This is a genomic window from Erythrobacter donghaensis (genome assembly GCF_002155425.1).
Lineage (GTDB): Bacteria > Pseudomonadota > Alphaproteobacteria > Sphingomonadales > Sphingomonadaceae > Erythrobacter > Erythrobacter donghaensis.
This window is the reverse complement of sequence record NZ_MUYG01000011.1, coordinates 507,063-532,684: the sequence shown is the minus strand read 5'-3', so window position 1 is coordinate 532,684 and position 25,622 is coordinate 507,063. Positions and strand designations below refer to the sequence as shown.

Below are 25,622 nucleotides of genomic sequence, written 5' to 3'. Positions count from 1 at the left end.
GTCCCCGCTCCTCTGCTCGTGGGCAAGGTCGCCGCTGCGGCCCCGCGCCACACGTCGTCTAAATCACGCCCTGAAACGCCAGTAGCGCGCCTGATCGGGCGTCATCGCCGGCATCAGCCGGAACCGCTGGTCGGGCGGCGACCCATCCTTCAGCAATTCGTGCATGTCGACCAGCACCTCGTCACTGCTGCCGACATAGCCGTGGCCGAGCAGCGTCAGATCGACCTTCTCGACGCTGATCGTGTCGATATCCGCGATCACCGGAACCGGCGGGGTGAACCCGATCCGGGCGGCACCATTGACCAGCCGCGAGGCCCGCACCGCGAGATCGGCGGGCGAGACATAGAGCGTCGTGCGCTCGGCCAGCGCATTGTAAGCCGAAGCGAGCTGGCGGAAGGTCTGCGCATCAACATCGGGCGCGGCGAGGATGATCTGACCGAAGCGCTTGTGCGTCAGCGCGGCGGCGTGGCCGACGATCCTGCTCATCGCCCCGAGCAGCCCCCTGTTGCCCATCGAATGGGCGATGACATGCACCCGCCGCGCGCCCGATTTTTCCGCGACATCCACCAGATATTGCGCGATCGCACCCTCGCTCGCCTCGATCGTCGTGCCGTCCATCAGATAGCCCAGCAGCCGCCCGCGCGAGGGCCAGCTGAAAAAGCTCATCGCGCCGGTGAAGCCGAGGTCGGCGCCGATCTGCGCGGTCTGGAGCGCGGCGGCGCGGAACGAGACGTTGTAGCCGTGGATGAACACCAGAGCGTCGTCCGCGCCGTCGCCGCCGATCCGCTCGCGCATCCATGCCCACAGATCATCGGCCCCGGCGACCTCAGGACGATCGTAATGCAGCCGGTCGTCACCCGTGAAGATGCGCCGCCACCAGGGCGAACCGGTGGTGCCGATGCGGCGGTTTTCGGGGATCACCACGTCGCAGAAGCCATAATGCACCGTCTCGCCGCGCTGGCCGGTGAAGTCGGTGACCTTGTCCCCCTTCATCGCGGGCACGCGGGTGGTGGCAAAGCCGACGCGGTAGACGTTCTTTTCTTCCTGCGCCTTGGGCGAAGGCCTGACCGGATCGACGCCGGCAACCGCTGCGGCCCGCACCAGCGCGGTCAGGGCTGCCTGAAATTCAGCCACCATCGCGCGCGCCGTTTCGGTCTCGTTCGCGCTAAGGCTGCCGGGGGAGACATCCTCCAGCACCTCGGTGATCTGCGCCTCGGCGCGGGCGATGATTTCGCGCAGCGGACCGAGCCCGGTCTGCGCCGCCCGCGCGGGATCCTCGAGCCCGATTGCGAGCGCGGCGGGGTCCTCGACCTCGATCCCGGTGCGTGCGATGATGGCTGTGGCCAACTGTTCGCGCGCCTGCGCCGCCTCGCCAAGCAGCGCCGCGAGATCGACCGGACCGACATGTTCCGCAGCAATGCGATAGATCTGCGCCGCGCGCAGCAAAGCTGTGACGAGCGCGCGCTGTTCGAACGCGCTGTCAGGTGCCACTTGCGTGCCTTCCATGACCCGTTCCCCTTTGCCGGTTCCCGCGCGTGCAGCCGATACCGCACACGTGCATGTCAGCTCTGACCACCGAACCCGGCGATACAGAGCAGCAGACCCATTCTTTTTTCGGATAGGCCCGCAGGATAAAGCCGCGCGCCCTGCAATACAAGGACAATTCCCCGAGATTGCAGAAGCGTTCAGTCTGTCGGCGGCTCAGTCCCACTCGCTCGGGGGCGGCAGGGAGCTTTCCGCCTTGTCTTGCCCAATTGTATGCGCATAGGGACAGCAGGTCGATCAGCACACTGGCTGGAGGGTCTATGTTGAGAACGGGATGGCGCCGCGTTGCCGCGCTGGCATCGGGGCTGATGGCAGGCATGCGATGACCCGCAAGCTGCGTTCGCGCGCATGGTTCGACAACCCGGACAATATCGACATGACCGCGCTCTATCTCGAGCGCTATCTCAACTTCGGCCTCAGCCTCGAGGAGCTGCGTTCGGGCAAGCCGATCATCGGCATCGCCCAGACCGGGAGCGACCTGTCGCCCTGCAACCGCCATCATCTGGTGCTGGCCGAGCGGGTGCGCGAAGGCATTCGCGAGGCGGGCGGCGTTGTGATCGAGTTTCCGGTGCATCCGATCCAGGAAACCGGCAAGCGGCCCACCGCCGCACTCGACCGCAATCTTGCCTATCTCGGGCTGGTCGAGTTGCTCTACGGCTATCCGCTCGACGGGGTGGTGCTGACGGTCGGCTGCGACAAGACCACGCCCGCCGCGCTGATGGCCGCCGCCACGGTCAACATCCCCGCCATCGCGCTGTCGGTCGGCCCGATGCTCAACGGCTGGCACAAGGGCGAGCGCACGGGATCGGGCACGATCGTGTGGAAAGCGCGCGAGATGCTGAGCCGGGGCGAAATCGACGATGCGGGCTTCATCAAGCTGGTCGCCAGCTCCGCCCCCTCAACGGGTTACTGCAACACCATGGGCACGGCGACGACGATGAACTCGCTGACCGAGGCGCTGGGCATGAGCCTGCCCGGCTCCGCCGCAATCCCCGCGCCCTATCGCGACCGGCAGGAGAATGCCTATCACACCGGCAAGCGCATCGTGGAGATGGTGCATGAGGATCTGAAACCCTCCGACCTCATGACGCGCAAGGCGTTCCTCAACGCGATTGTCGTCAACTCCGCGATCGGCGGGTCGACCAACGCGCCGATCCACCTCGCTGCCATCGCCCGCCACCTCGGCGTCGAACTGTCGATCCGCGACTGGCAGGAATACGGCCACCGCGTGCCCTTGCTGGTAAACCTGCAACCGGCGGGGCAATATCTCGGCGAGGATTTCTACCGGGCGGGCGGGGTTCCGGCGGTGGTCGCGCAGTTGATCGAGCAGGGGCTGATCCGCGAAGAGGCGCTGACCGCCAACGGCAAGACCCTCGGCGCAAATTGCCGCGATGCCGTGATCGAAGACGAGGACGTCATCCGCCCCTTCGCCCGGCCGCTCAAACCCGATGCCGGGTTCGTCGTGCTCTCCGGCAATCTGTTCGACAGCGCGATCATGAAGACCAGCGTCATCAGCGAGGATTTCCGCGCGCGCTACCTCTCCGATCCCGACGATCCCGACGCTTTCGAAGGCCCGGTGATCGTGTTCGACGGGCCGGAGGATTACCACGCCCGGATCGACGATCCCGCGCTCGCGATCGATGCGCGCACGCTGCTGGTGATGCGCGGTGTCGGGCCGGTCGGCTATCCCGGCTCGGCCGAGGTCGTGAACATGCGCGCGCCCGCCTATCTGCTGCGCGAAGGCGTCGCCAATCTGCCGTGCATCGGTGACGGGCGACAATCGGGCACCTCGGGCAGCCCCTCGATCCTCAACGCCTCGCCCGAGGCGGCGGTGGGCGGCGGCCTCGCGCTGCTCAAGTCGGGCGACCGGGTGCGGATCGACCTGAAGCGCGGGACGGTCGACGTGCTGATTCCCGAGGGCGAGCTGGCCGAGCGCCGCGCCGCGCTGGAGGCAGCGGGGGGCTATGCCTACCCTGCCTCGCAGACCCCGTGGCAGATGATCCACCGCGCTTATGTCGGCCAGATGGAGAGCGGCGCGATCATCGAAGGGAGCGAACAGTTCCAGCGCATCGCCCAGACCCGCGGTCTGCCGCGCGACAATCACTAGAGCAGCCTGCGGCTGTAACGGACAATTCTGTATTCTTGCCGGTGCAAATCGAGCGTGGCGATGCGGCACCTGATCGCGCTCGCGCTCCACGACATTAAGCTTCAGCCCGCCGAATGAACTCGCGTTGCTGTCGCGCACAGCATCCTTGCGCTGAGCGCACTGATGATTGCGCTACCTTGAGTCGAAATCAGTCGGGAATTTCCTTGTCTGACGGTTAGCTCCGCACGATTACGCCACCTAACTCAATGCAATATGACCGATTTCTGCGCGATCAAAGTGCAGGTCGAAGCACATTGACTCCTGCAAATAGCTGAATATAACGCAACATATGGTAGCGCTATCATCCATGCCGACGCGGCATGGTGCGCTGCCTTGAGAGTGGCAAAATGTCACCATGGGAGGGAGATCAGTCATGAAGGCCTTAGCCAATAAGCACCATGTCGGGAACACGGTCGCGAACCTTGGCGAGCGCGACAGAGGGACGATTTACGGTGAGCACCCAGCGGAAACGCATTTCAGGTCGGTTGACGAAGGGCGCGCGAAGCCTCCTTCTCACGACTTCCAATGCGCAGACCTGGATCGTCGACGCGCTGGACGTCGACCAGACCCTCGTTGGCAAAAACGTCATCGTCGACGGCATTTCAATAGCGGCCGACCGCATCAAGGCGGACTGGATCGGGTGCGCCTAGCGAGCGGGAAGCCCCAATAGCTTCGACGGCTCTGGAAAGCCTTCGAACAACATCTTCGCCCACACCTCGGCGATTTCGCGGCGACGCTCAAGGAATGCCGCTCGATTGTACGCGCCTTCAGAGCCTGACACTCCCTCCGGAATGTGGGCAAGCATCAGATCTATAACGAGCCTGTCGCTCGCCGTTCCGTTCCTCTCGGCCCATTCATTCATGATCGTGGAGAATGATGCCCGCCAGCCATGCGGCACATGCCTGCCCTGATATCCGCAGCGGTTGTAGAAGTAGCTCAGCGTATTTTCGCTTATCGGAACTCGGGCGCTCCGGTTGCTCGGGAATACAATGGGTCCCCGCCCGGTGAGCTGCTTGGCCGTCCGCAAGACAGCAACGGTCTCAGGCGCCAGTGGCACCAGGTGATCGAACCTCTCGTCCTGCTTCAAGTCATTTGCCAACTTCATGTGACCTGCAGGAACACGCCAAAGAGCCTCGGGGCACAGCCCGTCTCCATCCCAGTCGATGTTTTCGAACTCGCCCCATGCCATGCTTCTGATGGCCCCAAGCCTCTGAGCCGTCAGTGCCGCGAAACGCGATGCGAGCTTAGTGAGCGGCGAAGCCAGTTGCGCTTCGGTTTTGCGGATCATATCGTGAAGCGCTTCGATGTTCACAAGTGCAGGCCGCTTGCGTGCGCGTGGTACTGGCTTGAGGGCTTTGCCCACCACAGCGGCCGGATCCCTCGCCGCAAGCCCTTCAGCAATCGCCTGCACGAAAACGGCTGACGTGCGTTGGCGTACGCGATGAGCCGTCTCGATGGCCCCTCGCTTTGCAATCTTCCTGAGTACGGAAAGCACGATCGGCTCATCAAGCTCGGCGATCGGCAAGGCGCCGATCCACGGAAACACCTCTTTTTCCAAGCTGGAGACTACGTCCCTTGCATGGACAGGCGTCCACCGGTCTTCCTGAAGTGAAAACCAGTTGCGCGCCACAACCTCGAAGGTGTTCGAGGCTGACATGGCTCGGGCAATGGCTGCCTTCTTGGCTTCGAGACCGGGGTCCCTGCCTTCAGCAAGCAGCTTGCGAGCATCACACTTCCTCTCACGCGCTTCCTTCAGCGACAACTCGGGATAGGCACCCAGGATCAGCCGTCGCTCTTTCCCGGCAAAACGATATTTGAGACGCCAGCTTCGACGGCCTGATTTGGCCACGAACAGATAGAGCCCTTCGGAATCGGAGAGCTTGTAATCCTTGTCCTTCGCCTTCGCTTGCCGGACTGCCATTTCGCTGAGCATCTGTGCCCCCAAAACTGCGTTTCGATGCCCCCAGAAATGCCCCCAATCGTTGCGGATGCATGCGGAAATATCGAAACAAATGCAGAACGATCTCTAGCACGAAATGGCTAAAAATCAAGGAAAGCAGCGGTTTTTTGGACGCTTGCGGAAGGGTGACTGGCGGAGAGGGTGGGATTCGAACCCACGTTACCGTTGCCGGTAAACCGCATTTCGAGTGCGGCGCATTCGACCACTCTGCCACCTCTCCGCGAGGCCTGTTGCGGTTCTGGAGGCCGCTTGGTCGCAAGCGGCGGGCAACAGGAAGCGCGCCCGTTAGCCCAAGGCGAAGGCCTTGCCAAGACCTGCCGCACCACAAAATGCGGGCATATTTCGCACCTGCAAAAAGGTGCTGCTTGTTTTGCGCCGTCAAAGGTCCATATTGCCGGATATGGAACGCGCAGAGTTCTTCTCGAGCCAGGCCGGACGCACGATCATCGCCCCGCGCCAGACCCGTGCCCGCTTCGGCATTGGTGACGTGGTGCGCCACCGCCTGTTCGCCTTCCGCGGCGTGGTGTTCGATATCGATCCGGTTTTTGCCAATTCGGAAGAATGGTACCAGTCGATCCCCGAGGACATCCGCCCGTGCCGCGATCAGCCGTTCTACCACCTGCTCGCAGAAAACGAGGATTCGTCCTACGTCGCCTATGTCAGCCAGGGCAACCTGATCGCCGATCCCGAAGGCGGTCCGGTCGATCACCCGACGGTGCGTCAGCTGTTCGACAGCTTCAAGGACGGCCGCTACCGGATGCGAGCGTCGCTGACGCATTGATTGTTTTGCGTTGACCCATCCGGGCCAACGTCCTCGCTAGACGCGCAGCAAGCTGCGCCAGCTGCGGGCGGGCGGTCGCGCTTGCGGCCCTGCGGGCGTATTTGAGTGGCAAGCCGTCCGGCTTGCCGGTCCTCGCAAAGGCTCGGGCGGGCGGTCGCCCTTGCGGCCCTGCGGGCCGGGCTCTTGGCCCGTGCGCCTCGTCAGCTCTTCAGCTTCCAGCCGCTCCGCAGCACGGCGTAGACCGCCGCCGCGAGCGCCAGATTGAGCGCGAGCAGGCCGCCCGCCGCCAGCGCCACCGCGCCCGCGCTGCCGATGTCGCTTTCTCCAAGGAACCCATAGCGGAAGCCCGAGATCACGTAGAAGAACGGGTTGGCGCGGCTGACCCACTGGAACGCCGGATCGAGGTTCTCGATCACGTAGAACGTCCCTGACAGCAGCGACAGCGGCGCGATGATGAAGTTGGTGATCGCGGCGTTGTGATCGAACTTCTCGGCCCAGATCGAGGTCGCCAAGCCCAGGGTCGCCAGCAGCAGCGCGCCCATCAACCCGAACCACACCACCGCCCACAGATGCGCGATCCCGAGCGACACCCCCGGCCACAGCGCCATTGCCAGCGCCACGGTGAAGCCCACCGCGATCGCCCGCGTCACTGCCGCCGCCAGAATGCCCGCCATCAGCTCGCCCGAGGACAGCGGCGGCATCAGCAGGTCGATGATCGTCCCCTGCATCTTGCCCGACAGCAGCGAGAAGGACGAATTGGCAAAGGCATTCTGCATCATCGCCATCACGATGAGCCCCGGCGCAACGAAGGTGGCGAACGGTACACCCAGTACCTCGCGCCCGGAGCGGCCCAAAGCGACGCTGAAAATCACCAGAAACAGCAGCGTCGTGAAGGCCGGAGCCCAGATCGTCTGCGTCTGCACCTTGAGAAACCGCCGCACCTCCTTCATATAGAGAGCGAACAGGCCCACGCGGTTGATCCCGGTAATCACCGGACGCCCGCGCGGAGCAAACCGGATGCCCCCGCCGGTCTTGTCTTGCGCCGTCATTTCCGGCACGGGAGCAGTGTTATCGAGGGGATGTGCAGGAACGTTATCGGCCATGGCTGAGGTGCCTAGGCCGCAGGGGCGTTTCTGACAAGCATCCCGCCCCCGCATCCGGGGGCCAGACCACAGGAACAGGTAGAACATATGAGCTGGACGGACGAGCGCATCGCAACGCTCAGGAAGATGTGGGAAGGCGGCGCCACCGCCAGCGAGATCGCGACCGAACTCGGCGGCGTCAGCCGCAATGCGGTGATCGGCAAGGCGCACCGCCTGGGGCTCAAGGCGCGCCCCTCCCCGGTCAAGGCCAACGACAAGAAGAAGACCGCCGCTCCGGTGAAGAAGACCGCTCCGCCGCCCGAGCGCGCGCCAGCGGAACCGCGCGCCGAACCGGCTGCGCGCGCTGCTGCGCCCGAGCGGGCCGCGCCGCGTGCCGCCGATCCCGCGCCCCGTGCCGAGCCCGCGAGCGACAACAGCACTCCCTCGCAGGCGATCCCCAACCCGCAGGCTGATCTGCCCAAGATCGTCTCGGTCGGCCCGGGCGGCTTCCTGCGCCAGGGTCCCGGCGATCAGCAAGCGCCGATCCCGCCCGCCCCGCCGCGCCGTCTGGTGCCCGCCAAGCCGAGCCCCGAGATCGCGGGTAAGACCACCCTGCTCGATCTGTCGGACAAGGTCTGCCGCTGGCCGATGGGCCACCCGGGCGAGCCCGATTTCCATTTCTGCGGCGAACAGGTGAACCCCGGCTTCCCCTATTGCGTCGACCATTGCGGCCGTGCCTATCAGGCCCAGCTCCCACGCGGCGTGCGCCGCCCGCCCCCGCCGCTGCCGTTCGGTGGCCCCCGTGTGCGCTAATTGCGTTGACTAAAGGCGTAAGCTGAAGACTTGCCCTGCGATGTGAAGCGCTTCTATGCAGGGCGCAGGCAGAGGGAGCGCTAACATGGCCATTGGGAACAAGGCCCGGCTTGGCAAGACGCGGCATGCCGTCATCATCGCCCTGCTGTGCGCAGGCCAGCCCGCACTGGCCGAACTGCCCGAGCCCGTGCGCGCGATGATCGACGCTGCGGTCGCCACTGGCGATCCCGCCAAGGTGCGCACCGTCGCAGATCTCGCCCGCCAGACCAACCCTACCGAAACTGCCGAAATCGACGCGCTCGTCGCCGCCTTCGAAACCGATCTCGCCGCGCGCAAGGCTGCCGAGGCCGAGGCCCAGCGGGCCGCGCTGCGCAAGGCCGACCTGTTCGACAACTGGAACGGCAAGGGCGAGCTCGGCGGATTCCGGGCGACCGGCAACACCAACAACACGGGCGTCACTGCCAGCCTCTCGCTCAACCGCGAGGGGATCGACTGGCGCCATCGCTTCACCGCGCGGGTCGATTACCAGCGCACAGGAGGCGTGACCACGCGCGAGCAGTTTCTGGCGCGTTACGAGCCCAATGTGAACGTGTCGGACCGGTTCTATGTCTATGCCTTGGCGCAGTACGAGCGCGACCGCTTTCAGGGCTTCGAGGGGCGCTATGCGATCTCGGGCGGGATGGGGTATCAGGCGCTCAAGAAAGATGATGTGCAGCTGTCGGTTAAGGCAGGCCCGGCCTACCGCGTCACCGAATTCGTCGACGGGCGCAGCGAAAGCCGGATCGCAGGGCTGGTCGCGCTCGATTTCGACTGGAACATCACCGATCGGCTCAAGCTGACGCAGGATACTAACGCGGTCGCTGAAACCGGCGGATCGGCAGTGGCGATCATCGATTCGCGCAACACCTCGATCGACTTCGTCACCGGGCTCGATGCGGCGATCGCCAAAAAGCTGAAGGCGCGGATTTCCTACGCGATCGAATATGACAGCAACCCGCCGCCGGGTGCGGTACAGACCGACACGCTGAGCCGGATAACGCTGATCTACGATTTCTAGGCGGAGCGCCCTCCAGCGGGCGTGCGCAGCACCAGAACGACCGCAAGCGGGAACACCACCGCATAACCGATGATGCCAAGGTTGCGCAGCATCATCGCGCCGGTGAGCGGCCCGGCCAGGCCGGTCAAGGCCAGCAGCCCGGCAGCGAGGAACGTCCGGCGCGCAGCGAGCATATGCGGCACCTCGCGCAGAGCCATCGCGCAGCACAGCAGGCCGAGCGCGAAGAACCAGTCCCACGCCAGAATGTCGATGGCATAGGCCACAGATGGCCATGTGAAGCCGAGCGGCCCAGCCGGGGCGACCAGCGGACTTTCGCGGCCAAGGGCGAGGATCATCGTGTGTAGCGAGGCGGACAGCGCAAAGGTGACCACGGCCAGCGCCAGCGCCACGTGGATCCAGACCTGCCTAGCGCCCTCGATACGTCCCAGCGCTGCGAGAAACAGAAGCACAGCCGGCCCGATCAGGATGATGAGCCACTCCATCGCTGCGAACCACGGATCGGCAATCGGCGCGTCATGAAGCTCAAGCGCGACGAACCCGCAGGCGGTGACTGCGGCATAGGCAAAATGCAGCCCGATCACGGCAAGGCCTGAGAGCCGGATCAGTCGTCGATCGCCATCCGCATAAGGTCCGGCCATCCAAGCTCTCCCGATGCGGCCCGCTGCGGGCTGGACCGCGGCGGCTTTTTTACCCGGTGATCATTTGCTTGCAAACCAGATGATGTGATGTGCGCCCTTGTTGTTCGGGCGCGAGCGGACGTTCCATTCGACCACGTCAAGCCCGGTATCGTACAGCCGCTTGCGAAAGGCAGGATCAGGCCCGGCTGACCACACCGCCAGAATGCCGCCCGGCTTCAGCGCATCGCGCGCCTTAGCAAGCCCGGTGCGCGAATAGATGCGGTTGTTGGCATCGCGTACGATCCCGTCGGGGCCGTTGTCGACATCAAGCAGGATTGCATCGAACTTGTCGCTGGTGCCGTCATTTGCGTCGTCGATCAGCGCGGCGACATCGCAGATCCTGAGATCGAGGCGGGGGTCCGAGAGGCCCTCGCCGGTCAGCGCCGCCATCGGGCCTTTCGCCCATTCGATGATCGCTTCGGATATCTCGGCGACCACGATCTGCGCCTTGGCCGCCAGCTTGGCAGCGGCAGCGCGGTAGGTGAAGCCCATGCCGTAGCCGCCGATCAGGATGCGCGCATCGGCCTTGCCCAGCCGATCGATGGTGAGATCGGCGAGCTGCTCCTCGGAAAAGCGCATCCGCGTGCTCATCAGCTCGTTGCGGCCCATCACGATCATGAAGTGACCGGCATGGGTGTAGAGTTCGAGGAGAACGCCATCCTCGATCTGGGCGGTGTCTAGAAGTTCGCGCTGGAGCATGGATTATGCCTTTAATCGAAAGGCCGCCCGGAATGAACCGGGCGGCCTTTGCATTCATTGTGAGCACCCGCGCAGGCGGGTGTCTCATGCGATTTCGGACGAAGCCGAATGAGATCCTCGCCTACGCGGGGACTCACGCCTTGCCTTAGTCCTTCAGGAAGTCGGGCAGGCCCGCCGGGCCGCTATCGCGCTCACGCCCGCCGCGGTCACCGCCGCCACGTCCGCCGCGATCGCCGCCACGGCCACGGTCGCCGCCGCCACGCGGGCCACGCCGATCGCCGCGATCGCCGCGATCACCGCGCGGTTCACGCGGTTCGCGCGCCGGACGGGTGTCTTCCAGCTCTTCACCGGTTTCCTGATCGACAACGCGCATCGACAGGCGGACCTTGCCGCGCTGGTCGATCTCAAGCACCTTGACCTTCACTTCCATGCCTTCGGAGACGACATCGGTGGGCTTTTCGACCCGCTCGTTGCGCATTTCCGAGACGTGGACGAGACCGTCCTTGCCGCCCATGAAGTTCACGAACGCGCCGAAATCGACGATGTTCACGACCTTGCCGTTGTAGATCTTGCCGACTTCGGCTTCCTCGACAATGCCGAGGATCCACTTCTTCGCCGCTTCGATCTCGTCGACGTTGCTGGACGAGATCTTGATCACGCCTTCATCGTCGATGTCGACCTTGGCGCCGGTTTCGGCGACGATCTCGCGGATCACCTTGCCGCCGGTGCCGATGACGTCACGGATCTTCGACTTGTCGATCTGGATCGTCTCGATGCGCGGGGCGTGCTTCGACACTTCGGTGCGGGCACCGGTCAGCGCCTTGGCCATCTCGCCCAGGATGTGCTGACGGCCGGCCTTGGCCTGCTCCAGCGCCTTGGCCATGATTTCCTGCGTGATGCCGGCAACCTTGATGTCCATCTGCATGGTGGTGATGCCTTCGGCAGTCCCGGCCACCTTGAAGTCCATGTCGCCGAGGTGGTCTTCATCGCCCAGAATGTCCGAGAGGACGGCGAATTCGTCACCTTCGAGGATCAGGCCCATCGCGATGCCGCTGACGGGAGCCTTCACCGGCACACCAGCGTCCATCATCGACAGACAGCCGCCGCACACCGTCGCCATCGAGGACGAGCCGTTGGACTCGGTGATGTCGGACAGAACACGGATGGTGTAGGGGAAGTCTTCCTTGCTCGGCAGCACGGGATTCAGCGCGCGCCAGGCGAGCTTGCCGTGACCGACTTCGCGGCGACCCGGCGCGCCGAAGCGGCCCACTTCACCGACCGAATAGGGCGGGAAGTTGTAGTGCAGCATGAAGCTGGAATAGCTGAGGCCTTCCAGACCGTCGATCATCTGCTCGGAATCCTTGGTGCCGAGCGTGGTGGTGCAGATCGCCTGCGTTTCGCCGCGGGTGAACAGCGACGAGCCGTGGGTGCGCGGGAGGAAACCGACGATTGCTTCGATCGGGCGCACCTGATCGAGTTTGCGGCCGTCGATCCGCTGGCCATCCTTGAGGATCGCAGTGCGCACGATTTCGGCTTCGAGCTTCTTCATCAGCTTGCCAGCGACCATCTGGGTCTGGCCGCCTTCGTCCGCGAACGCCGCCTTGGCCTTGGCCCGGGCTTCGTTCAATGAATTCGAACGCGCCGACTTGTCGGTCAGCTTGTAAGCCGCCGCGATGTCGGCACCGATGAGGTCCTTGAGCTTGGCCTTCATGTCGGCGGTGTTGTCGCTGGTGTCGACGTCCCACGGATCCTTGGCGGCCTGCTCGGCCAGTTCGACGATCGCGCCGATGACCTTGCGGATTTCGTCATGCGCGAACATGACGGCGCCGAGCATTTCGTCCTCGGTCAGTTCCTTGGCTTCGGATTCGACCATCATCACCGCGTTCTGGGTCGCGGCAACCACGAGGTCGAGGCGGCCTTCGGCGAGCGCCTTGTCCTGCTTCGGGTTGAGCGTGTATTCGCCATCGACATAGCCGACGCGCGCGGCGCCGATCGGGCCCATGAAGGGCACGCCCGAGATGGTGAGCGCAGCCGAGGCCGCGATCATCGCAACGATATCGGCTTCGGTCTCACCGTCGAACGACAGGACCTGACAGATAACGTTGATTTCGTTGTAGAAACCTTCGGGGAACAGCGGGCGGATCGGACGGTCGATCAGGCGGCTGGTCAGCGTTTCCTTTTCGGTCGCGCCGCGTTCACGCTTGAAGAAGCCGCCCGGGATGCGCCCGGCAGCCGAGAACTTTTCCTGATAATGGACGGTGAGCGGGAAGAAGTCCTGCCCTTCCTTGACCGACTTGGCGGCGGTCACGGCGCACAGCACCACGGTTTCGCCATAGGTGGCCAGAACGGCGCCATCGGCCTGACGGGCAATACGCCCGGTTTCCAGAGTGAGGGTCTTGCCGCCCCACTCCAGCGATACGGTTTTCGTCTCGAACATTGGTTTTCCTTCTGAACCCGCACGGCCGCATTGCCGGGCGGGGCCTCTAGTGCCGGGGAAACAACCGTCCCGGTCCGGTGCGGAGCGCTTCGGCCCCAAGGCACGGCAGACCGGATGTCTGCATGCCCAATATGCAAGAAGGGCGGCCCCTTGAGCCGCCCTTCCCGCTAAACTCTTACTTACGCAGACCCAGCTTCTGGATCAGGGCGTTGTAGCGCTCGACGTCCTTCTTCTTCAGATAGGCGAGCAGCGTGCGACGCTTGTTGACCATCATCAGAAGGCCACGACGCGAGTGATTGTCCTTGTGGTGATCCTTGAAGTGCTCGGTCAGGTTGCGGATGCGCTGCGTGAGGATCGCAACCTGCACTTCGGGGCTGCCGGTGTCCTTGGGATCACGGGCATTGTCAGCAATGATGGTCTGCTTAACTTCGGCGGTCACCGACATAGTACGTCTCTTTCTTACTCAGCGACATCGGGAAAGTTGAACCCCCGGACGACCTTGGCCGTCCCCTCCGTGATTTCCATCAGCGCGACGGGAACAGTGCCCAGCTTCGCCAGATAGAGCCCGGATGATTGGGGCATGTCAGACAGCACCCGGCCCTGTCGGACCGCCTGCGCGCTTGTCTGATCGAGGTGAAGGGCCGGGATGTCGTCCAGCCCTGCCTCCAGCGGCAGGAGAAGGTGTTCAAGGCCTGCGCCCTTAGCGGCTTGCTCCAGATTGTCCAGCGAAATCGCCTGTTCCTCGCGGAACGGCCCAGCCTTGATGCGCCTGAGATAGGTGACGTGCCCGCAGGTGCCAAGGGCGTGCGCGATGTCCCGAGCGAGCGAGCGGATATAGGTGCCCTTGGAGACGTGGGCGACGAGGGTGACCTTCCCAATCTCCGTTCGGGCTGAGCTTGTCGAAGCCCCGTCTTTTGCTTCGGAAGAAAAGTGCAACCCTTCGACAGGCTCAGGGCGAACGGCGAGGGTATGTATCGTCACCGCCCTCGCCTTCAACGCCACCGTCTCCCCCGCCCGCGCCAGATCATAGGCGCGCTGACCGTCGACCTTGAGCGCGGAATAGGCCGGGGGCACCTGTTCGATCGGCCCGGTGAAGCGGGGCAGCACCGCCGCGACTTGAGCCAGCGACGGACGCACATCGCTGGTCGCGATCACAGGCCCCTCGGTGTCCAGCGTGTCGGTTTCCTCCCCGAACCTGACCGTGAAGGCATAGATCTTGTCGCTATCGAGCATCCGTCCGGCAAGCTTCGTCGCCTCGCCCAGCGCGATCGGCAGCACGCCTTCGGCCAGCGGATCGAGCGTCCCGCCGTGGCCGACCTTGGTCTTGGCATAGCCGTTCTGGCGCAGCACGCGCTTGACCGCGCTGACGCCCTGCGTCGAGCCCATCCCGCGCGGCTTGTCGAGGATCAGCCAGCCTGAGAGGGGCGCACTCATCCGTTCAGCGCCTCGGAGAAATGCTTGCGGCACAGCGCGACATAGCGGTCGTTCCCGCCGATCTCGGTCTGCTGGCCCTGCCGCACCGCTGCGCCGCTTTCATCGACGCGCAGGTTCATCGTTGCCTTGCGCCCGCAGTGGCAGACGGCCTTCAATTCCACCAGGGCATCGGCGATCCCCAGCAGCACGGCGGAACCGGGAAACAGTTCGCCCTGAAAATCGGTCCTGAGACCGTAGCACAGCACTGGAATGCCGCCCTCGTCCGCCAGCCGCGCCAATTGCCACACCTGATCGGGCGTCAGGAACTGGGCTTCGTCGACCATCACGCAGTCCAGCGGCTCGACCTTGTGCGCGGCGCTGACAACGGCCCACAGATCGGTGTCGGTATGAAAGCGGTGTGCGTCGCTCTCGAGCCCGATGCGGCTCTTCACCATTCCTTCCGAGCGGCTGTCGAGCGCGGCGGTCCACAGCATCGTGCGCATCCCGCGCTCGCGGTAGTTGAAGTCCGCCTGAAGCAGATGCGAGGATTTGCCTGCATTCATGCTGGCGTAGTAGAAGTAGAGCTTGGCCATGGCGTTTGCGTAACCGCTGACAGCGCGGCGAGCGAGCGCGGATTTGAACCTTTTGCCCGATTGCAACGTTGGCGAGACATCATGACCCGACAGATTGCAGCCATAGGCCTGATCCTGCTACCGCTGCTGGCGCTGTTCGCGCTTGCCAATGCGGCGGCGGGCGTGCCGCAGCGCTATGCGCTGGATGCCTCGGCCAGCAATGTCTCGGCCAGGGTGCCGTTCTTCGGGCTGGCCAGCAAGACCGCACGCTTCCCGCGGATGCATGGCGCGGTCACCATCGTCCCCGGCGCGCCCGAACAGGCGATGATCGACGTGACCTTCGATGCCACCGCGATCGAGGCACCGGATTCGGTCACTCTCGAACGGCTGCGGGGCGAGAAGTTCTTCTGGGTCGAGAAATATCCGACGATCCGTTTCGTCGGCCGCTCGCTGAAACTCGCCAGCCCCACCCGCGGCACGGTGACGGGCGAGCTGACCGCGCGCGGGGTGACTCGCCCGGCAACGCTCAGCGTGACTTTCGACGCCGATCCCATCGCGCAGGCCGGCAAGCCGGTCAGCTTCACCGGCACCACCACCATCGACCGGCGCGATTTCGGGATGAAGTCCTATCAGCTCATCGTCGGCAACAAGGTCGACATCACGCTGAAGGCGCGGATGGTGCCGCGCTAACGGAGCAGTGCGCCCCCGCGCGGGCGGGGGCCTCGGTCGGCGTCGAGCAAAGTCGCCCGAGTTCCCCGCCTTCGCGGAGAATCATTCCTCTTCAAGATCCCTTACCACCTTGGGATCGCGCAGCAGCGCCTCGATCCGGTCGGCCTCGGCGAAGCTCTCGTCCTTGCGGAACTTCAGCTTGGGCGCAAACTTCAGGCCCAGCCGCTGCGCGACCTCGCGCTGGAGGAAGGCGGTGTTCTGGCGCAGCGCGGTCACCACGTCATCCTCGCCCGCCCCCATCAGCGGCTTGATATAGGCGGTGGCGTGGCGCAGATCGGGGGTCATGCGCACCTCGGTGACCGAGATATGCGCCGCGCTCACCACATCGTCATGCACCTCGCCGCGCGCGAGCAGTTCCGACAGGATGTGCCGCACCCGCTCGCCCACCTTGAGCACGCGGACCGATTGCTGTTCGGCGGTGAAAGGAGCCTTTGCCATCACACCATCCCCGTTTCTGTCGGCGTCGGGCGCGGGGTCGGCAGAGCGGTGGAGGTGGAACGCGCATAGAGCGTCCCGTCCTCTCCCAGCAATTCGCCTTCGAGGAAGATCACGCGCCGCCCGCCTTTCACCACCCGGCCCTTGCCGATGATGGTCGCGCCCTCGGGTATCAGGCGGATGAGGCTCATCGAAATGTCGAGATTGAGCGGCGCCATCTCGCCCCCCGTGGCCGCCACATAGGCATAGCCCATCACGTCATCGAGATAGCCCGCAACCAGACCGCCCTGCACGCCGCCGCGCCAGGTGCACATCTCGCGCTTGACGGTGAAGCGCATGCTTGCGGTCTGGGTCGCTTCGTCAAAGCTGACGAACTCGGAGCCGAGCAGCGCCGTGTGCGGCGACTGCCCGGCATCGTTAGGGTAGTGAGAGTCGTTCAGGCTCACAGGGTCCGCTCACGCTCCTCGACCGAGAAGACTTCAAGCTGGTCGCCCGGCTTGATGTCGTTCGTGTCTTCCAGCACCACACCGCATTCGAGGCCGGTGCGGACTTCGTCAACATCGTCCTTGAAGCGCCGCAGCGAGGCGATCTTGGTGGCAGAAACGATAACGTCGGCGCGGGTGAGGCGGGCGAAGAGACCCTTGCGGATAACCCCTTCTTCCACCAGCAGACCGGCAGCCTTGTCGCGCTTGCCCGACTTGAACACCTCTTTGACCAGCGCCCGGCCAACCACGTGCTCGATCCGCTCTGGGCCAAGCTCGCCGATCATCTCCTTCGCGATGGCATCGGTGAGGTGATAGATGACGTCGTAATACATCATCCGCACGTTATCGCGCTTGAGCAGTTCGCGCGCCTTGGCGTTCGGACGGACGTTGAAGCCAATGATCGGCGCCTTCGAGCCGCCTGCCAGCACTACGTCGCTTTCCGTGATCGCGCCCACGCCTGCATTGAGCACGCGCACCTTGATGTCGTCGTTAGAGAGATTGTGGAGCGCGTTTACGATCGCTTCGACCGAGCCCTGCACGTCCGCCTTCACCACCACCGGGAATTCGATGACGTCGGAGGCGAGGTTGTTGAACATCGTATCGAAATTGGTCGGGGCCAGCGCGGTGCGCTTTTCGGTGGCGAGTTCCTGACGATACTTGGCCACTTCGCGCGCACGCTGCTCGTTCTCGACCACGGTGAGATTGTCGCCCGCAGACGGCACTCCGCCAAGGCCAAGCACCTCGACCGGCATCGAGGGGCCGGCTTCCTTGAGCTGCTGGCCCTTGTCGTCGACAATCGCGCGAACCTTGCCGCTCTGCGTGCCGACCACGAAGGTGTCGCCGCGCTTCAGCGTCCCGCGGGTGACGAGCACGGTCGCAACCGGCCCGCGGCCCTTGTCGAGCTGGGCTTCGATCACGGTCGCCTCGGCATCGCGGTCGGGGCGGGCTTTCAGTTCGAGCAGTTCGGCCTGAAGCCCGATCGCCTCGATCAGCTTATCGAGCCCCGCGCCGGTCTTGGCCGAGACTTCCACATCCTGCACGTCGCCGCTCATCGCCTCGACCACGATTTCGTGTTCGAGCAGACGTTCGCGGATCTTCTGCGGGTTGAACTCGGGCTTGTCCGATTTGGTGATCGCCACGATCATCGGGACGCCCGCCGCCTTGGTGTGATTGATAGCCTCGATGGTCTGCGGCATCAGTCCATCGTCGCCCGCGACCACCAGAATGACGATGTCGGTGACATTCGCCCCGCGCATCCGCATTTCGGTGAAGGCCGCGTGGCCCGGCGTGTCGAGGAAGGTGATCTTCGACTTGTCCTTGGTGGTGATCTGATAGGCGCCGATGTGCTGGGTGATGCCCCCGGCCTCGCCCTTCACCACGTCGGTGCCGCGCAAGGCATCCAACAGGCTGGTCTTGCCGTGATCGACGTGGCCCATGATCGTGACCACCGGCGGACGCGGCTTCTGCGTCTCGATCGGATCGGCGTCGGCGCTGGTGTCGATATCGACATCGCTGGCCGAGACGCGGGTGATGTTGTGGCCGAATTCCTCGACCAGCAGCTCGGCAGTGTCCTGATCGATGGTCTGGTTGACCGTGACCATCATGCCCATGTTGAACAGCGCCTTCACGAGGTCGGCGCCCTTCTCGGCCATGCGGTTGGCGAGTTCGCCGACGGTGATCGCCTCGGGCACGACCACGTCGCGCACCTGCTTTTCACGCGGCTTCGATGGGCCGCCCTGACCGCGGCGTTCCTTCTCGCGCGCACGCTTGAGCGCGGCGAGGCTGCGCGCACGGCGGCCTTCGTCCTCGTTCAGGGCACGGGTGACGGTGAGCTTACCCGAACGACGGTTGTCCTTGCCCGCATCGATCGGGGCGGCGCGCTTGTCGTCCTTCTTCTTGCCCTTGACCTCGGGCGCGGGGCGCTTGGGTTCGGGGCGTTCAACGGGCGTGAAGCGGCGCGCGGCAGGCACGGCGGTGTCGGCCTTGGCAGCCGGCTCGGCAGACGCGGGCGCTTCATCGGCGGCAGGTGCAGGCGCAGCATCGGCATCGGCTTCGGGTGCGCTGACTTCTTCAGTGCGCTGCTTCTCGGCCGCTTCCTCGGCCTTGCGATTTTCCTCGGCGCGGCGGCGTTCGTCCTCTTCGGCGCGCTGACGCTCTTCATCCTCGCGCTTGCGCGCTTCCTCAGCCATACGCAGCCGCTCTTCCTCGGCTTCGAGCTGGAGGCGCTTCACGCGCTCCTGCGGGGTCTCGCCCGCAGGCGCCGGACGCGCGGGGCGCGGCGGCGGAGTAGCCGGGCGCGGAGCCTCGGCGACGGGCGGGGGCGGCGGGGGAGGCGGCGGCGGCGCGGCGGCCTCACCGGGCTTGCCGAGCACACGGCGACGCTTGACCTCGACCACCACCTTGTTGGTGCGGCCGTGGCTGAAGGTCTGCTTGACCTCGCCCGCATCCACCGACCGCTTGAGGCCGAGGGGTTTGCGAGTGCGCTGGTTGTCGTTTTCGTCGCTCATTATCGCTCGTCAGTCCTTCACGTATTCATCAATAACCGCTGCCCCGCCGTCCGGCAGGTCTGCGTTGCCGGGTGCGCCCCGGCCTGTCTCTTGCGTCGCGTTCGCCCGATCCGTCCCGGCATAATGCACCAGCCGGGACACCGCCTGGAGCACGCGCTCTGCGGCGCGCATGTCGCCGGGATGGCCGGCGACGCCCAGATGGACCACGTTGTCGCGGCCCAATGCCACAGACAGCGCGGTGCGGTCTAGGGGCAAGACCTGACCGGTAAGGCCCGAGCCTTCGGCATCGGTGCCCACGCGCCACGCCTGATCGAGCTTGCGCCGCCCATCGGCGCTGCTGTCGGCGGCGTGGAGCAGCACCGCGATCCGTCCGGAGCGGGCCTGTTCCTCGATCCGGGCCGAACCCAGCACGATGTTGCCGCTGCGCAGTTCCAGACCCAGCCGGTCGCCCAGATGGCGCGCCAGCGCGGCCTCGACCCGCTCGGGCAGGTCTTCGGGAATGGTGAGAGGCGCACCCTTGAAGGCGCGCATCAGGGCTTTCTTCAGATGGCCATCGGCGAGCGCTTCTTCAAGCGCGCAGCGGGTCGCCCCGATCCACGCGCCCCGTCCCGGTGCCTTGGCCCCGGCATCGGGCAGCACCAGCCCGTCGGGCGAAATCGCCAGACGCACCAGCGTATCCCGCGCCGAGGTGTCCCCGGAGAGGATGCAGCGCCGCTCGCTCCCCGCAGCAGCGGAAAGCGACGGCTCAGCGATGTCGGACGTCAGGCGCTCATTGGGTGGAGTCCGCATGGGCGGCCTCCTCGGTCGGCTCGTCTTCGAACCAGTGCGCGCGCGCGGCCATGATGATCTCGTTGCCCTGCTCTTCCGAGAGGCCGTATTCACCCAGCACGCCGCCCTTGTCGGTTTCACGCTGCGGGCGACGCTGCGGCGGGCCGTCGGCATTGTTCCGGCGGCGCGGCGCTTCGCGCTTCTTGGCGATCAGCTCGTCGGTGGCGAGGTCCGCCAGATCGTCGAGCGTCTTGATCCCCGCCTTCCCGAGCGTGACCAGCATCGCTTCGGTCAGATGCGGGATCTCGGCGAGCGCGTCCTCGACGCCCAGACCACGGCGCACTTCGCGGTGCGCGGCTTCCTGACGCTCGAGCGCTTCGAGCGCACGGCTCTGGAGTTCCTCGGCGAGTTCCTCGTCAAAGCCTTCGATCGTGGCGAGTTCGGCGAGGTCGACGTAAGCCACTTCGACCAGCTCGGCAAAGCCTTCGGCGACCAGCAACTGCGAGAGGGTTTCATCGACGTCGAGCTCTTCCTCGAACATCTTCGAACGCTCGGCGAATTCCTTGGAGCGCTTCTCGGAAGCCTCTTCCTCGGTCATGATGTCGATCTGGTGGCCGGTAAGCTGGCTCGCCAACCGGACGTTCTGGCCGCGGCGGCCGATCGCGAGGCTCAGCTGATCGTCGGGCACCACCACTTCGATGCGGCCATCATCCTCGTCGAGCACGACGCGGCTGACCGTGGCGGGCTGGAGCGCGTTGACGACGAAGGTCGCGGTGTCCTCGCTCCAGGGGATGATGTCGATCTTCTCGCCCTGCAATTCCTGCACGACGGCCTGCACGCGGCTGCCCTTCATGCCGACGCAGGCGCCTACCGGGTCGATCGAGCTGTCGCGGCTGATCACGCCGATCTTGGCGCGGCTGCCCGGGTCGCGGGCGGCGGCCTTGATCTCGATGATGTTGTCGTAGATTTCGGGCACTTCCTGCGCGAACAGCTTCTTCATGAAGTCGGGGTGCGCGCGGCTGAGGAAGATCTGCGGGCCGCGGTTGTTGCGTTCCACCTTGGTGATGAGCGCGCGGACACGCTCACCGGTGCGGGCGGCTTCGCGCGGGATCTGCTGGTCGCGGCGGATCACGCCTTCGGCACGGCCGAGGTTGACGATCACGTGGCCGAATTCGACCGACTTGATCACGCCGGTGATGACTTCACCCTGACGATCCTTGAATTCCTCGAACTGGCGCTCACGCTCGGCATCGCGGACCTTCTGGAAGATCACCTGCTTGGCCGACTGCGCATCGATGCGGCCGAGATCGACCGGGGGCAGCGGGTCGACGATGAAGTCACCGACCTTGGCACCCGGCTGCAGCTTTTCGGCCTGCTTCAGATCGACCTGCTTGAAGTAGTCCTCGACCTCTTCAACCACCTCGACCACGCGCCACAGCGTCAGATCGCCGGTCAGCGGATCGAGCTTGGCGCGGATGTCGTTTTCAGCGCCGTAGCGGTTGCGCGCGGATTTCTGGATCGCTTCTTCCATCGCCTCGATGACGATCGACTTGTCGATCATCTTTTCCGAGGCGACCGCGTTGGCGATCGCAAGCAGTTCGGCCTTGTTGGCGGAAATGGCACTCATCAGTCGTCTGCCTTCTCTGTATCTTCTTCGATGAGTTCGTCAGCCCCACTGGTATCCAGCGGGCGGGTGGCGGCGATGAGCGCGTCGGTAAGGACGAGCTTCGCGGAATGAATATCTGCAAGCGGCAGGCGGACATCGCCCGCCTTCACTTCCTTGACGAGGACCATACCATCCTCAAGCCCGCCGAGCACGCCCTTGTTGACGCGCTGGCCATCATAGGACTTGTCCATGACGATGCGGACTTCGTGGCCGGCCCAGTTGGTAAAGTCCGTTTCGCGGGTCAGCGGTCGGTCGATGCCGGGCGAGCTGACTTCGAGGTGGTAGGCCCCTTCGATCAGCACGTCGCCCGCTTCTTCGGCGGCGTCGATCACGTCCGACACGCGGCGCGAGAGCGCGGCGCACTGGTCGATCACCAGCTGACCGGTGGCGGGGTCTTCGGCCATGATCTGCAAGGCCATGCCGCCATCGCCCGCTTCGGACGGAAGCATCGCCACGCGCACCAGTTCAAAGCCCAAGGCAGCAGCCTCGGGTTCGATCAACTGGGTCAGACGCGCAATATCGGCCATTCATGCTCCGTAGCGAATCGGCATTGCGGAAACGCGGTTTCGGGCCGGCCCCCGCAGGCGCCAGCACCCTAACCTTGTCGCGACAATGTCGGGATTGGCGGGTCAGTTAGTCGCTCGGGCCGGATTTGGCAAGAGCGAAGCGGGGCAGGCTGACGGCAAGGCCACTTTTCTCCGGCAACCAATGCTGCATCGTTTCCGGAGCCATGGTCCGGTGTTCAGGCGCTTTCTTCCTCGCCCTCCATCAGCCCGTGCTTGCGAATGCAGTGGCGCAGCTGATCATAGGTGAGGCCCAGCGCCTTCGCGGTCTGGCGCTGGTTCCAGCGGTGCTTGCCCAGCGCATGGGCAAGGATCGCGCGTTCGTGCGCGTCGACCGCGGCGCGCAGGTCTTCGATGGTGTCGAAATTGACGCTGGCGGGCCCCGTCGCCGCCGGGCCGCCGGGTGCGGGAGCGGCATGGGCAGCGGGCGCGCTGTTGCGGCGATGTTCGGGCGGACGCGGGCGCCAGGGGCTGTCGAAAGGATCGAACTGGACATGCGCAATCGGCATGTCCGGCACGTCCCAGCGATAGACCGCGCGCTCCACCACATTGCGAAGCTCACGCACATTGCCGGGCCAGAGGTGATCCTCCAGCGCGTCCATCACATGCGGCGCGAAACCCGGCCAGCGTTCCCAATCGAGCTCGGCCGCCATGCGCCGCCCGAAATATTCGGCCAGCACACCGATATCGCCCTCGCGCACGCGCAACGGGGGGAGCGTGATGACCTCGAAACTCAGCCGGTCGAGCAAGTCGGCACGGAACTCTCCGCTCGCGGCGAGCGCGGGCAGATCGTCGTTGGTCGCCGCCACGATCCGCACATCGACCCGGATCGGACGCGAGGCGCCGATGCGGGTGATCTCGCCATATTCGACCGCGCGCAGCAGCCGCTCCTGCGCGCCCATGCTGAGCGTGCCCAGCTCGTCGAGAAACAGCGTGCCCCGGTCGGCCTCTTCAAAGCGCCCCGCGCGGGCCTTGGTGGCGCCGGTAAAGGCCCCCGCCTCGTGCCCGAACAGCTCGGCCTCGATCAGGGTTTCGGGAAGCGCGGCGCAATTCATGGTGACAAGCGGCTCGTCCCACCGGGTCGACAGGCGATGAAGGCGTTCGGCGATCAGTTCCTTGCCCGTCCCGCGCTCGCCGATCACCAGCACCGGGCGGTTCATCGCAGCGGCACGCGAGGCCCGTTCGACCGCGTCGAGGAAGGCCCCGGATTGGCCGATAAACTGGCTCTCGAACTTCATGTCCGAACTTATAGTGAAAATCCCCAATGCTTGGCAATAGAGACCAACGCCCTCACCTCACCACACCGCAAGAATGGCCGATTTCCGCCATTTCCGCAGTTTGGCACGGCCCGTGCAAAATCATTGGCAACACCACGGACACCTTTTGGGAGGCCCACTATGATCAACCGCACCGTCGCAAATGCCAGCTTCTGGAACAGCAAGCTCGGCCACGCCGCCATGGCCAGCATCGCCGCGATGGTGATGATGATCGCGATGTCCTCGCAGCTTCAGCCGGGCGCGGCCTACGCCGCTCCCGTCGCCCATCCCGCTGGCGCAGCCGGCGCGATGATCGAGATCGCCTGAAGTGGCCGACCGCCACACCAACCCCCTCGGGCCGGAGCGCTCTCTGCGGGATGCCCCCCCCGCTGCCGCTGACCGCATCGCGACACCCACGCGCGCTGCGTTCGACAGCGAAGCTCCGGCCCACCTTTCGCCGCTGCTGTCGCCGACCGGCCTGTCGCGGCTCGATGCCGAAATCGAGGCCTTGCGGCAGAGCCCCGGCAAAGCGCAGTCTCGGCCTTACACCACCCCCACCCGCGAGGAGCGAGTCGCTCCGCTCGACCGGGTCAATTCGTTTCTCGATGGAGTAGCCTTCATGGGCATTTTCAGCCGCACCCGCGATATCATCGCTGCCAATTTCAACGACATGCTCGACAAGGCGGATGATCCGTCGAAGATGATCCGCATGATCATCCTCGAAATGGAGGAAACCCTGGTCGAAGTCCGCGCCAGCGCGGCGCGCACCATCGCCGACCAGAAGGAAATGCACCGCCATTGCGTAAAGCTCGACCGGCTCCAGGCCGACTGGGGCGAAAAGGCGCAGCTTGCGCTCAGCAAGGACCGTGAGGATCTCGCCCGCGCTGCCCTCGTCGAGAAGAAGAAGGCAGGCGACATGGCCGATCAGCTCAAGGGCGAGATCGCCGTGCTCGACGATGCCCTGCGCGCCTACGAGGAAGACATCGCCAAGCTGCAGCACCGCCTGCGCGAGGCCCGCAGCCGCCAGACCGCGATCGCCGCGCGCCTCGAAAGCGCCGAGAACCGCGTCAAGCTGCGCACCCTGATGAGCACCGAGCGCACCGACGAGGCGCTGGCCCGCTTTGACCAGCTCGAACGCCGCGTCGACTATGCCGAAGGCCGCGCCGATGCGCTGCAGATCGCCGAGAACAAGGCACCGTCGCTCGCCGATGAAATTGCCGCGCTCGCCGGTTCGGACGCGATCGACGACGAACTTGCCGCCATGAAGAAGGCGCTCGGCAAGGCCGACGACAACGCCAATGCCAAGGGAGGGGAATAAGCCATGGATTTGGAAGTCATCATGGTCGTCGGCATGCTGTTCATCGGCCTGCCCTGGGTGATCCTCCACTACATGACCAAGTGGAAGACCGCCGCCACCATCACCTCCGACGACGAAGTGCTGCTGGAAGAGCTCTACAACCTCGCCAAGCGCCTCGATGAACGCATGGACACGGTTGAACGGCTGGTCGCCAGCGACGATCCGGCCTTCACCCCGGCCCGCCGCCTGATGGCCGATCAGGAGAAAGACAACCAGCAGCTACGCGAACTCGAAGCGCTGCTCGCCGAGAAGAAGGGAACCCGCGCATGAACAGCCCCCGCACCACGCTTTACCGTGACAAGCACAACGCCAAGCTGATGGGTGTTTGCGCGGGGATCGCCGATTACACCGGGATCAATGTCTTCTGGTTCCGGATCGGCATGGTGATCCTTGCCATCACCATGGGCTGGCCGATCCTCGCCTACTTCGTCGCCGGGTTCCTGCTCAACAAGAAGCCGCCCTACCTCTACCGCGACGCAAGCGAGCAGAAGTACTGGCAATCCGTGCGGCAGAGCCCGAAGCGCACCGCCCGCGAAATCCGCTCCAGCTTCCGCGATATCGACCGCCGCCTCGCCGCAGTCGAAGCCCACTATGTCAGCAGCAACCCGCGCTTGACCGCCGAGATCGAGCGGCTGCGCTGAACCAACCCGAATTTGTTTGAAGGGGGAATACCG

Annotated in this window: 26 protein-coding genes and 1 tRNA gene; 10 read left to right on the top strand and 17 right to left on the bottom strand. The window is 64.9% G+C overall.

The window, feature by feature from the left end; all coding sequences use genetic code 11:
• Nucleotides 1–63: 63 nt before the first annotated feature.
• Nucleotides 64–1,506 carry an alpha/beta hydrolase gene (locus BZF59_RS14085; RefSeq protein ID WP_086608867.1) on the bottom strand — a complete coding sequence of 481 codons (1,443 nt, stop codon included), beginning with the start codon at nt 1,504–1,506 and terminating at the stop codon, nt 64–66.
• Nucleotides 1,507–1,867: 361 nt separating this feature from the next.
• Here BZF59_RS14085 and BZF59_RS14080 point away from each other — a divergent pair, with 361 nt between their 5' ends.
• Complete coding sequence (locus BZF59_RS14080) at nt 1,868–3,652, top strand: IlvD/Edd family dehydratase (RefSeq protein ID WP_086608866.1); 1,785 nt, start codon at nt 1,868–1,870, stop codon at nt 3,650–3,652.
• Between the two features lie 491 nt (nt 3,653–4,143).
• Nucleotides 4,144–4,341: a DUF5818 domain-containing protein gene (locus BZF59_RS16110; RefSeq protein WP_143738181.1), complete on the top strand. Its 198-nt coding sequence runs from the start codon at nt 4,144–4,146 to the stop codon at nt 4,339–4,341.
• Here the strand turns inward: BZF59_RS16110 and BZF59_RS14075 are convergent.
• Complete coding sequence (locus tag BZF59_RS14075; protein ID WP_086608865.1) at nt 4,338–5,624, bottom strand: tyrosine-type recombinase/integrase; 1,287 nt, start codon at nt 5,622–5,624, stop codon at nt 4,338–4,340. The genes BZF59_RS16110 and BZF59_RS14075 overlap by 4 nt on opposite strands.
• A gap of 157 nt (nt 5,625–5,781) precedes the next feature.
• A tRNA-Ser gene (locus BZF59_RS14070) sits at nt 5,782–5,871 on the bottom strand.
• Between the two features lie 180 nt (nt 5,872–6,051).
• Here BZF59_RS14070 and hspQ point away from each other — a divergent pair.
• Nucleotides 6,052–6,432, top strand: a complete 381-nt coding sequence (gene hspQ, locus BZF59_RS14065) for a heat shock protein HspQ (RefSeq protein WP_086608864.1) — start codon at nt 6,052–6,054, stop codon at nt 6,430–6,432.
• Between the two features lie 200 nt (nt 6,433–6,632).
• On the opposite strand, the gene BZF59_RS14060 is transcribed toward hspQ, so the two are convergent.
• Nucleotides 6,633–7,481 carry an ABC transporter permease gene (locus tag BZF59_RS14060; RefSeq protein WP_086608863.1) on the bottom strand — a complete coding sequence of 283 codons (849 nt, stop codon included), beginning with the start codon at nt 7,479–7,481 and terminating at the stop codon, nt 6,633–6,635.
• A gap of 141 nt (nt 7,482–7,622) precedes the next feature.
• Here BZF59_RS14060 and BZF59_RS14055 point away from each other — a divergent pair, with 141 nt between their 5' ends.
• Nucleotides 7,623–8,327 (top strand): GcrA family cell cycle regulator, encoded by a 705-nt coding sequence (locus BZF59_RS14055; protein ID WP_086608862.1) that lies wholly within the window; start codon nt 7,623–7,625, stop codon nt 8,325–8,327.
• Between the two features lie 85 nt (nt 8,328–8,412).
• Complete coding sequence (locus tag BZF59_RS14050) at nt 8,413–9,384, top strand: DUF481 domain-containing protein (RefSeq protein WP_086608861.1); 972 nt, start codon at nt 8,413–8,415, stop codon at nt 9,382–9,384.
• Here BZF59_RS14050 and BZF59_RS14045 read toward each other — a convergent pair.
• The 6 genes from BZF59_RS14045 to BZF59_RS14020 form a co-directional block, all read right to left on the bottom strand.
• Nucleotides 9,381–10,022, bottom strand: coding sequence for a hypothetical protein (locus tag BZF59_RS14045; RefSeq protein WP_143738180.1), 642 nt, complete (start codon nt 10,020–10,022; stop codon nt 9,381–9,383). The two genes, BZF59_RS14050 and BZF59_RS14045, sit on opposite strands and share 4 nt — an antisense overlap.
• A 60-nt stretch (nt 10,023–10,082) precedes the next feature.
• A complete protein-coding gene (locus BZF59_RS14040; protein ID WP_086608859.1) occupies nt 10,083–10,760 on the bottom strand; it encodes a polyamine aminopropyltransferase in 678 nt (225 codons plus the stop codon).
• Between the two features lie 145 nt (nt 10,761–10,905).
• A complete protein-coding gene (pnp, locus tag BZF59_RS14035) occupies nt 10,906–13,197 on the bottom strand; it encodes a polyribonucleotide nucleotidyltransferase (RefSeq protein ID WP_086608858.1) in 2,292 nt (763 codons plus the stop codon).
• A 175-nt stretch (nt 13,198–13,372) separates the two neighbouring features.
• Entirely contained in the window at nt 13,373–13,642 is a 270-nt protein-coding gene (rpsO, locus tag BZF59_RS14030) for a 30S ribosomal protein S15 (RefSeq protein WP_086608857.1), read from the bottom strand.
• 14 nt (nt 13,643–13,656) lie between these two features.
• On the bottom strand, nt 13,657–14,631 hold the full coding sequence (gene truB / locus BZF59_RS14025) for a tRNA pseudouridine(55) synthase TruB (protein WP_086608856.1): 975 nt from the start codon (nt 14,629–14,631) through the stop codon (nt 13,657–13,659).
• Nucleotides 14,628–15,203 carry a thymidine kinase gene (locus tag BZF59_RS14020; protein ID WP_086608855.1) on the bottom strand — a complete coding sequence of 192 codons (576 nt, stop codon included), beginning with the start codon at nt 15,201–15,203 and terminating at the stop codon, nt 14,628–14,630. Before BZF59_RS14020 ends, truB begins: the two co-directional genes overlap by 4 nt.
• Before the next feature lie 81 nt (nt 15,204–15,284).
• On the opposite strand from BZF59_RS14020, the gene BZF59_RS14015 reads away from it, so the two are divergent.
• On the top strand, nt 15,285–15,872 hold the full coding sequence (locus tag BZF59_RS14015) for a YceI family protein (protein ID WP_086608854.1): 588 nt from the start codon (nt 15,285–15,287) through the stop codon (nt 15,870–15,872).
• 81 nt (nt 15,873–15,953) lie between these two features.
• Here BZF59_RS14015 and rbfA read toward each other — a convergent pair whose 3' ends face one another.
• The 7 genes from rbfA to pspF form a co-directional block, all read right to left on the bottom strand.
• Nucleotides 15,954–16,349 carry a 30S ribosome-binding factor RbfA gene (rbfA, locus tag BZF59_RS14010; RefSeq protein ID WP_086608853.1) on the bottom strand — a complete coding sequence of 132 codons (396 nt, stop codon included), beginning with the start codon at nt 16,347–16,349 and terminating at the stop codon, nt 15,954–15,956.
• Nucleotides 16,349–16,792, bottom strand: coding sequence for a PaaI family thioesterase (locus BZF59_RS14005; RefSeq protein ID WP_086608852.1), 444 nt, complete (start codon nt 16,790–16,792; stop codon nt 16,349–16,351). Before BZF59_RS14005 ends, rbfA begins: the two co-directional genes overlap by 1 nt.
• Nucleotides 16,789–19,338 carry a translation initiation factor IF-2 gene (infB, locus tag BZF59_RS14000; RefSeq protein WP_086608851.1) on the bottom strand — a complete coding sequence of 850 codons (2,550 nt, stop codon included), beginning with the start codon at nt 19,336–19,338 and terminating at the stop codon, nt 16,789–16,791. Before infB ends, BZF59_RS14005 begins: the two co-directional genes overlap by 4 nt.
• A gap of 9 nt (nt 19,339–19,347) precedes the next feature.
• Nucleotides 19,348–20,127 (bottom strand): DUF448 domain-containing protein, encoded by a 780-nt coding sequence (locus BZF59_RS13995; RefSeq protein ID WP_086608850.1) that lies wholly within the window; start codon nt 20,125–20,127, stop codon nt 19,348–19,350.
• Complete coding sequence (nusA, locus tag BZF59_RS13990) at nt 20,108–21,736, bottom strand: transcription termination factor NusA (RefSeq protein ID WP_086608849.1); 1,629 nt, start codon at nt 21,734–21,736, stop codon at nt 20,108–20,110. Before nusA ends, BZF59_RS13995 begins: the two co-directional genes overlap by 20 nt.
• On the bottom strand, nt 21,733–22,299 hold the full coding sequence (gene rimP / locus BZF59_RS13985) for a ribosome maturation protein RimP (RefSeq protein WP_086608848.1): 567 nt from the start codon (nt 22,297–22,299) through the stop codon (nt 21,733–21,735). The genes nusA and rimP overlap by 4 nt, the downstream gene beginning before the upstream one ends.
• Nucleotides 22,300–22,514: 215 nt before the next feature.
• Nucleotides 22,515–23,573 carry a phage shock protein operon transcriptional activator gene (pspF, locus tag BZF59_RS13980; protein WP_086608847.1) on the bottom strand — a complete coding sequence of 353 codons (1,059 nt, stop codon included), beginning with the start codon at nt 23,571–23,573 and terminating at the stop codon, nt 22,515–22,517.
• 159 nt (nt 23,574–23,732) lie between these two features.
• Between pspF and BZF59_RS13975 the strand changes: the two genes are divergently transcribed.
• The 4 genes from BZF59_RS13975 to pspC all read left to right on the top strand — a co-directional run bounded on the left by BZF59_RS13975 (nt 23,733) and on the right by pspC (nt 25,589).
• Nucleotides 23,733–23,918 carry a hypothetical protein gene (locus tag BZF59_RS13975; RefSeq protein WP_086608846.1) on the top strand — a complete coding sequence of 62 codons (186 nt, stop codon included), beginning with the start codon at nt 23,733–23,735 and terminating at the stop codon, nt 23,916–23,918.
• 151 nt (nt 23,919–24,069) lie between these two features.
• A complete protein-coding gene (gene pspA, locus BZF59_RS13970; RefSeq protein WP_169712083.1) occupies nt 24,070–24,909 on the top strand; it encodes a phage shock protein PspA in 840 nt (279 codons plus the stop codon).
• 3 nt (nt 24,910–24,912) lie between these two features.
• Entirely contained in the window at nt 24,913–25,218 is a 306-nt protein-coding gene (gene pspB / locus BZF59_RS13965; protein ID WP_086608845.1) for an envelope stress response membrane protein PspB, read from the top strand.
• Nucleotides 25,215–25,589, top strand: coding sequence for an envelope stress response membrane protein PspC (gene pspC, locus BZF59_RS13960; RefSeq protein WP_086608844.1), 375 nt, complete (start codon nt 25,215–25,217; stop codon nt 25,587–25,589). The genes pspB and pspC overlap by 4 nt, the downstream gene beginning before the upstream one ends.
• Nucleotides 25,590–25,622 lie beyond the last annotated feature (33 nt).

Coding starts and splice junctions, on each gene's coding strand:
- hspQ (WP_086608864.1), top strand. CDS start 6,052: ATGGAACGCGCAGAGTTCTTCTCGAGCCAGGCCGGACGCACGATCATC.
- BZF59_RS14060 (WP_086608863.1), bottom strand. CDS start 7,481: ATGACGGCGCAAGACAAGACCGGCGGGGGCATCCGGTTTGCTCCGCGC.
- rimP (WP_086608848.1), bottom strand. CDS start 22,299: ATGGCCGATATTGCGCGTCTGACCCAGTTGATCGAACCCGAGGCTGCT.
- BZF59_RS14040 (WP_086608859.1), bottom strand. CDS start 10,760: ATGCTCCAGCGCGAACTTCTAGACACCGCCCAGATCGAGGATGGCGTT.
- infB (WP_086608851.1), bottom strand. CDS start 19,338: ATGAGCGACGAAAACGACAACCAGCGCACTCGCAAACCCCTCGGCCTC.
- BZF59_RS13995 (WP_086608850.1), bottom strand. CDS start 20,127: ATGCGGACTCCACCCAATGAGCGCCTGACGTCCGACATCGCTGAGCCG.
- pspF (WP_086608847.1), bottom strand. CDS start 23,573: ATGAAGTTCGAGAGCCAGTTTATCGGCCAATCCGGGGCCTTCCTCGAC.
- BZF59_RS14050 (WP_086608861.1), top strand. CDS start 8,413: ATGGCCATTGGGAACAAGGCCCGGCTTGGCAAGACGCGGCATGCCGTC.
- pspC (WP_086608844.1), top strand. CDS start 25,215: ATGAACAGCCCCCGCACCACGCTTTACCGTGACAAGCACAACGCCAAG.
- BZF59_RS14055 (WP_086608862.1), top strand. CDS start 7,623: ATGAGCTGGACGGACGAGCGCATCGCAACGCTCAGGAAGATGTGGGAA.
- BZF59_RS14015 (WP_086608854.1), top strand. CDS start 15,285: ATGACCCGACAGATTGCAGCCATAGGCCTGATCCTGCTACCGCTGCTG.
- BZF59_RS13975 (WP_086608846.1), top strand. CDS start 23,733: ATGATCAACCGCACCGTCGCAAATGCCAGCTTCTGGAACAGCAAGCTC.
- BZF59_RS14020 (WP_086608855.1), bottom strand. CDS start 15,203: ATGGCCAAGCTCTACTTCTACTACGCCAGCATGAATGCAGGCAAATCC.
- BZF59_RS14085 (WP_086608867.1), bottom strand. CDS start 1,506: ATGGAAGGCACGCAAGTGGCACCTGACAGCGCGTTCGAACAGCGCGCG.
- rpsO (WP_086608857.1), bottom strand. CDS start 13,642: ATGTCGGTGACCGCCGAAGTTAAGCAGACCATCATTGCTGACAATGCC.
- pspB (WP_086608845.1), top strand. CDS start 24,913: ATGGATTTGGAAGTCATCATGGTCGTCGGCATGCTGTTCATCGGCCTG.
- BZF59_RS14075 (WP_086608865.1), bottom strand. CDS start 5,624: ATGCTCAGCGAAATGGCAGTCCGGCAAGCGAAGGCGAAGGACAAGGAT.
- truB (WP_086608856.1), bottom strand. CDS start 14,631: ATGAGTGCGCCCCTCTCAGGCTGGCTGATCCTCGACAAGCCGCGCGGG.
- rbfA (WP_086608853.1), bottom strand. CDS start 16,349: ATGGCAAAGGCTCCTTTCACCGCCGAACAGCAATCGGTCCGCGTGCTC.
- BZF59_RS14080 (WP_086608866.1), top strand. CDS start 1,868: ATGACCCGCAAGCTGCGTTCGCGCGCATGGTTCGACAACCCGGACAAT.
- pnp (WP_086608858.1), bottom strand. CDS start 13,197: ATGTTCGAGACGAAAACCGTATCGCTGGAGTGGGGCGGCAAGACCCTC.
- BZF59_RS14045 (WP_143738180.1), bottom strand. CDS start 10,022: ATGGCCGGACCTTATGCGGATGGCGATCGACGACTGATCCGGCTCTCA.